The sequence below is a fragment of the Oleiagrimonas sp. genome (assembly GCF_027858935.1).
Taxonomy (GTDB): domain Bacteria; phylum Pseudomonadota; class Gammaproteobacteria; order Xanthomonadales; family Rhodanobacteraceae; genus Oleiagrimonas.
Genome location: NZ_JAQIBU010000355.1, coordinates 1 through 5983, shown reverse-complemented (window position 1 = coordinate 5983; position 5983 = coordinate 1). Strand labels below are relative to the sequence as shown.

Annotated in this window: 5 protein-coding genes, 1 tRNA gene and 2 pseudogenes; 4 read left to right on the top strand and 4 right to left on the bottom strand. The window is 64.0% G+C overall.

Annotated elements, in window-relative coordinates; all coding sequences use genetic code 11:
* A pseudogene (locus PF446_RS13440) lies at window positions 1-182 on the bottom strand (demethoxyubiquinone hydroxylase family protein); the annotation flags it as partial.
* Between the two features lie 116 nt (window positions 183-298).
* Window positions 299-1504 (bottom strand): (Fe-S)-binding protein, encoded by a 1206-nt coding sequence (locus PF446_RS13435; protein WP_298072442.1) that lies wholly within the window; start codon window positions 1502-1504, stop codon window positions 299-301.
* 138 nt (window positions 1505-1642) lie between these two features.
* Here PF446_RS13435 and rplM point away from each other — a divergent pair, with 138 nt between their 5' ends.
* The 4 genes from rplM (at window position 1643) to PF446_RS13415 (ending at window position 4027) form a co-directional block, all read left to right on the top strand.
* The gene (gene rplM, locus PF446_RS13430; protein ID WP_298072440.1) at window positions 1643-2071 is read left to right on the top strand and encodes a 50S ribosomal protein L13; all 429 of its coding nucleotides are present in this window, start codon (window positions 1643-1645) and stop codon (window positions 2069-2071) included.
* 9 nt (window positions 2072-2080) lie between these two features.
* A complete protein-coding gene (rpsI, locus tag PF446_RS13425; protein ID WP_298072438.1) occupies window positions 2081-2476 on the top strand; it encodes a 30S ribosomal protein S9 in 396 nt (131 codons plus the stop codon).
* 54 nt (window positions 2477-2530) lie between these two features.
* Window positions 2531-2604 (top strand) — tRNA-Gln (locus PF446_RS13420).
* A gap of 385 nt (window positions 2605-2989) precedes the next feature.
* Window positions 2990-4027 (top strand): LacI family DNA-binding transcriptional regulator, encoded by a 1038-nt coding sequence (locus PF446_RS13415; protein WP_298072444.1) that lies wholly within the window; start codon window positions 2990-2992, stop codon window positions 4025-4027.
* A 12-nt stretch (window positions 4028-4039) separates the two neighbouring features.
* Here the strand turns inward: PF446_RS13415 and PF446_RS13410 are convergent, their stop codons facing one another.
* The gene (locus PF446_RS13410; RefSeq protein WP_298072436.1) at window positions 4040-5506 is read right to left on the bottom strand and encodes an MFS transporter; all 1467 of its coding nucleotides are present in this window, start codon (window positions 5504-5506) and stop codon (window positions 4040-4042) included.
* Window positions 5503-5983 (bottom strand): annotated as a pseudogene (locus PF446_RS13405) (Six-hairpin glycosidase-like protein); the annotation flags it as partial. The pseudogene PF446_RS13405 and the gene PF446_RS13410, both read right to left, overlap by 4 nt.

The following is a 5983-nucleotide window of genomic DNA, read 5'->3' as shown; positions in this document are numbered from 1 at the left end:
CCGGTATGGTTGATGCGCATCAGCCCGGCGGAATGTCGACATGCGTCTTCGTCCAGGTTGGCTTGCGGCTGCAATTGCGCCGGTGATGGACGCTTGGCCTCGGGGTGTCCGGCCACCGCTTCCAGGGCGTCCTCGATGCCGATAAGCAATCGGTCCAGTGCGGTCAGTGTGCGTACGCTCATCTCAAGGTACTCCGGTCAAATCCACGCGGCCGCGATGCCATTCACCAGGTGTGCTTTGCGGATATCGTGCTGCGCAGAAAAATCGATAGGTCGGGTCGAGCATGCCTGCATGGGGCTTAATGGTGTGTCCCCGGCTGCAGTTGTCGTGCCAGCAGGGTCAGGGGATGTTCGGTCGCCAGCGCGTGGTCGCCAGCGGCCAAGTGCAGTCGGCAGCCGATATTGGACGACAGCAGGCGGTCCGGGGACAAGGGGGCAAGATGCCCCAGGACGCGATCACGCAGGCGCTCGGCCCGTTCCGGGAAAGTCAGTCCGTGACTGCCGGCGGCGCCGCAGCAGCCGGGCGTGGCGGGCAGCTCGCGCACGTCCAGTCCCGGGACGCGATCCAGCAAGGCCCGAACAACCGCGCCGTTGCGCGCCACGTTGTTCTGGGTGCAGGGCATATGCAGCGCCACCCTTTCGTCCAAGGGGCGAAATTGCAGTCGTTCCACGTGGCGGCCCAGGAAGCCCATAGCGTCCTCCACAATCACGTCGGGCAGGTCACGACGCAGCGTTCCAAGACAGCCCGGGGTGATGCACAACAACGTGTCTGCCGGTTGGTCAGCCCAATCCCTGGCGACCCGCCCGGCCGCAGCCGCAGCCGAGGCCGTCGCGCCATCATGCAGATCAATCGCTCCACAGCAGACTGGTGGCAGGGTATGGACCCGGAATCCAGCGGCCCGCAGCAGGTGACGCGCCGCATCCAGCGCTGCGCTGTCGGCCAACCCGCTCACGCAGCCCTGGAACAGGGCGACTCGGCCCATCGCGCCGGAAAATGGCGGCAACGCGCGTGCGGTTCTCAGCGTTCCGCGTGTGGGCAACAAGGCCAGCGCCGCGCGTTCAGCATTGCCAAAAAGCCAGGGCAGTCGGTGCGCCCAGCGCCTGATGCGCAGCCCACGCGCCAATGCCAGCAGCGAGCGCGCGAGCCGGGGGCGCGTAAGCAGACCGAGCAGTGCGGTGGGGCGGTCGGGGCGAGGACCCAGCAGCGCGCGTGTCTGGATCAGCAGTTCGCCGAAGCAGACCCCGGACGGGCACACGCTTTCGCAGTTCAGGCAGCTCAGGCAATGATCCAGTGGCAGGCGGATTGTCGCGTCTGCAGTCAGTTCACCGCTGGCCAGTGCCTGGGCCAGGCGTATGCGCCCACGCGGGGACTCGGCCTCGTTGGCGTCCAGTACGTAGGTCGGGCAATGGGGTTGGCACAATCCGCACAGCACGCATTGGTCGGCCAGTACGGCGATCCGCCCCGCAGGGTCTTCCTTCGATCGCGGGCGGGGGTCGTCAGACATGAAAATCATGGTATCATCGCCGACTTGCAGTCAGCCCGCTGGGTTGACCTTGCACGATAGAAGGCATTCAGCTATTCTTTCGCGCCTTTCGTTTAACCATTGTGGTCCGCCCATTGGGCGGCAGACGGGTATTTCGTGATGAACACGTTCAGCGCCAAGTCCGAGAGCGTCAAACGCGACTGGTTTGTGGTCGACGCCACGGGCAAGACGCTTGGTCGCCTCTGCTCCGAGGTTGCTCGCCGCCTTCGCGGCAAGCACAAGCCGGAGTTCACTCCGCATGTCGATACCGGCGATTACATCGTCGTCATCAACGCGGAGAAAGTTGCCGTGACCGGCAGAAAGCTCCGTGACAAGATGTATCACCGCTTCACCGGCTACATCGGCAACATGAAACACATGTCGCTGGACGACATGCTGGCCAAGCATCCCGAGCGCGTGATCGAGATCGGTGTCAAGGGCATGCTGCCCAAGAACCCGCTGGGTCGTGCGATGTATCGCAAGCTTAAGGTCTATGGCGGCACCGAGCATCCGCATGCCGCACAGCAGCCACAGCCGCTGGAGCTCTAAGGAATTTCCATGGCGACCATTCAACAAAATTACGGCACCGGCCGTCGCAAGTCCTCCGCCGCCCGCGTGTTCCTGCGCAAGGGCAATGGCCAGATCATCGTCAACGGCAAGCCGCTGGACGAGTTCTTCGGCCGCGAGACCTCGTGCATGATCGTGCGCCAGCCGCTGCAGCTGACCGAGATGACGGAGAAGTTCGACGTCAAGGTCACCGTCTCCGGCGGCGGCATCACCGGCCAGGCCGGTGCGATCCGCCTCGGCATCGCCCGCGCGCTGGTCGAGTACGACGAGACCCTGAAGACGCCGCTGCGCAAGGCCGGTTTCATGACCCGCGACGCTCGCGAAGTCGAGCGCAAGAAGGTCGGCCTGCACAAGGCGCGTCGCGCCACCCAGTTCTCCAAGCGTTAATCGAGCCTGGAGCCTTCCGCGCCACCGGTCAGAGCGGCGCGGCAGGTACCCGATTGGGAGATCGTCTAATGGTAGGACTGCAGACTCTGACTCTGCCTATCTAGGTTCGAATCCTAGTCTCCCAGCCAATAAAGAGCCCCCGCCCAGGCGGGGGTTTTTTATTGGCTGGGGGGAAGGCAAGTCGAAGCTGATGGTTCGACAAATGTGTCGGGAACACATTTGGACAGCCGCAGGCTGGCCCCGGAGTGCAGCGGAGGGGTGAGGCCCATGGAAGGGCCGAACCATCCTGGTCTCCCAGCACACTAAAAAGCCTCCCCAGGCGGGGGCTGGCTGGGGCAATGCAAGCAATGTTGGGAGATTCGTATATTAGAAGGAATCAGGACCGGCTTCAGCACACCGCGTCGCCCTGGATGCCTTCGTTTCCCGGGACGCAGTACACTGGACGCTCAGTCGTATCGAGTATGCTCCGCCCGTACGGCATTCTTTTTCCGCACAGATCCAACGCACGTGACGATCAAGGGAAAACCGACCTCACTCGACATTGCCTACCTGACCGGCTTTTCGCAGGCCACCGTGTCCCGGGCCCTGCGCAAAAGTCCGCTGGTCAGCGAGGAGACGCGGCGCAAGGTCCAGGCGGTTGCACAGGAACTGAACTACAAGGTCGACAAGAACGCCTCCAACCTGCGCACCCAGCACTCGGGCACGCTGGCGCTGCTGCTGTTCGAGGATCCGACCGCGGATGATTCGCACATCAACCCGTTTTTCGTCTCGATGCTGGGTTCAATCACGCGCGCGTGTGCCCAGCGCGGCTATGACCTTCTGATCTCCTTCCAGCAGTCCTCCGATGACTGGCACGCCGACTATGCCGACAGCAAGAAGGCCGACGGCATCATCCTGCTCGGCTATGGTGATTACATCACCTATTGCGACAAGGCCGAGAAGCTGATCCGCCAGGGTACTCACTTCGTGCGCTGGGGCGCAGTGCTGCCGGACCAGCCCGACACCTCGATCGGTTGTGACAACTTCAGCGGCGGTCGCGAGGTCACTGCGCACCTGCTGGAGCAGGGCTGCACGCGGATCGCCTTTCTTGGCGAGGCGACCAGCCACTACCCGGAGTTCTTTGAGCGTTACCACGGCTATGAAGCGGCGCTGGAGGAGGCCGGACTGAAGGCCGACAAGGCGCTTCAGGTCGATGCAGAAAGCACCCAGCGATCTGGTCACGCGGCCATCACGCGCTTGATCGAGAACGGCGCCAGCTTCGACGGCGTGTTTGCCGCCAGTGACCTGATCGCGATCGGCGCCATGCAGGCCCTGGAGGAACAGGGTCTGCAGGTGCCGGCTGACATTGCGGTGGTCGGTTTCGACGATGTGCCCAGCGCCACATTCGTGCATCCGCCGTTGACCACGGTACGCCAGGACACCACCGAAGCCGGTGCGATTCTGGTCGACAATCTGTTGAGCCTGATCAACGGTGAGGCAGTGGAGACTGCGATCCTGCCAACCCGGTTGGTGGTCCGTCGCTCCAGCCTGCACAAAAGCAAGTCGGACTAGGTCAATACCCGTTCAGCCCGGTTCGTGCACCCGCAATGTGAACAGGCCGGCGACTCCCAGACTGATCCCTCCCAGCACCAGCGCGTACATCGGCTGGTCGTGGAAGAACACCCGCAACAGCAGGCCCAGCACGCTGGCCGCAAGCAGTTGCGGGATCACGATGAAGAAATTGAAGATGCCCATGTACACCCCCATCTTGCCGGTCGGCAGGTTGTCCGAGAGCAAGGCGTAGGGCAGCGACAGGATCGAGGCCCAGGCGAAACCGACCCCGACCATCGACAGCAGCAGCCAGTCCGGGTCGCGGATCAGCAGCAGCGAGATCAGGCCCAGTCCGCCGAGCATCAGGTTGACCAGATGGCTCCAGCGCAGCCCGATGATGCGCACCATGAACGGGATCAGCAACGCGGCCAGGGCGGCGAAGCCGTTGTAGGCGCCGAACAGCACGCCGACCCAGTTGGCTCCCGCGTTATAGGCCACCGACTGGGTGTCGGTGCTGCCGAACTGCACCATGGTCACCGCCGGCGTGGTGTAGATCCACATCGCGAACAGCGCGAACCACGAGAAGAACTGCACCCAGGCCAGCCGGCGCATGGCGCGCGGCATGCCATAAAGATCGCTCATCACCTGGCCAAGCATGCCGCGGTTGCGACCATGGTTGAAGCTCAGCCACATGAACAGCGAACCGAACACCCCCAGCATGCCGGCCAGCAGGTACAGGTCATGGGCCAAGTGGTAATAACCCACGGCCAACGCACCGGCAATGCCGGGTATCAGCAGCAGCAGGCCCATGCGCCACGCGCCCGAGGCATCAATGACGGCGGGAGACTCCTGCACCTCGTCGAAGTCGTGCAGCTGCGCGGGCGGGTATTCGCGCGTGCTCAGCACGGTCCACAGGACCGCGCCCAGAAGCGTGGCTGCACCAGCATAAAAAGAGTAGACCACGGTATCCGGGATCATGCCCGCCGGAGCCACGTTGCTCACGCCAAGGCGGGCCAGCAGCCAGGGCAGGGCCGAGGCCACCACTGCGCCGACCCCGATGAACACGCTCTGCATCGAGAAACCCAGTGGTCGTTGATGGGTCGGCAACTGATCGCCAACGAATGCACGAAACGGCTCCATGGAGACGTTGAATGACGCGTCCATGATCCACAGAAGCCCTGCGGCCACCCACAGCACCGGTGCGTTGGGCATGAACAGCAACGCAAGCGTGGCCAGGATCGCGCCGGCCAGGAAATACGGCCGGCGACGGCCCATACGTGACCAAGTGCGGTCCGAATAGTGTCCGATGATGGGCTGCACGATCAGCCCGGTCAGCGGCGCGGCGATCCACAGGGCCGGAATGCTGCCGACGACTGCGCCCAGGGTCTGGAAGATGCGGCTGACGTTGGCGTTTTGCAGGGCAAACCCGAACTGGATGCCGAGAAAGCCGAAACACATGTTGAAGATCTGCCAGAACGACAGGTCGGGTTTGCGCGTCATCGTGACTGGCCTTTCGCCGCCAGCGGCGCAATGTGGAGGTTGCCGATCAGCGCCGCATTCAACGGGCCCGTGGCCCCGCCCTGGCCGCCGGTGAAGTGGACAAAGTGGGCCAGGTCGCTCATGTTGAAGCCCGGCGCCAGCGCGAACGTGCAGTGCTGGCCGGCGCGCACGTCAAAGCGCACGCGGGTCGAATCCTGCCGGCCGTCACTCTGCGGCATCACGATCGGCCGGACCTGCACGGCATCGCGGCCGCACGTGACGCGCATGCGCCGCACCGCCGCCGTGATCCCGGTATTGATCGGGCCATGATCATTGACGTAGTCGAGCCAAGCCAGAAACACGCCGCTGCGCTTTGCGGTCCAGCCGCGCGGCCAGGCGCCGCCGATGGCCCGGACCGGGCCGACACAGGTTTCCGGGCTGTGCAGCGATTCCAGCCCGTGCGGGCCCACCGCGGTAACGCTGAAGCACTGCAGGTTG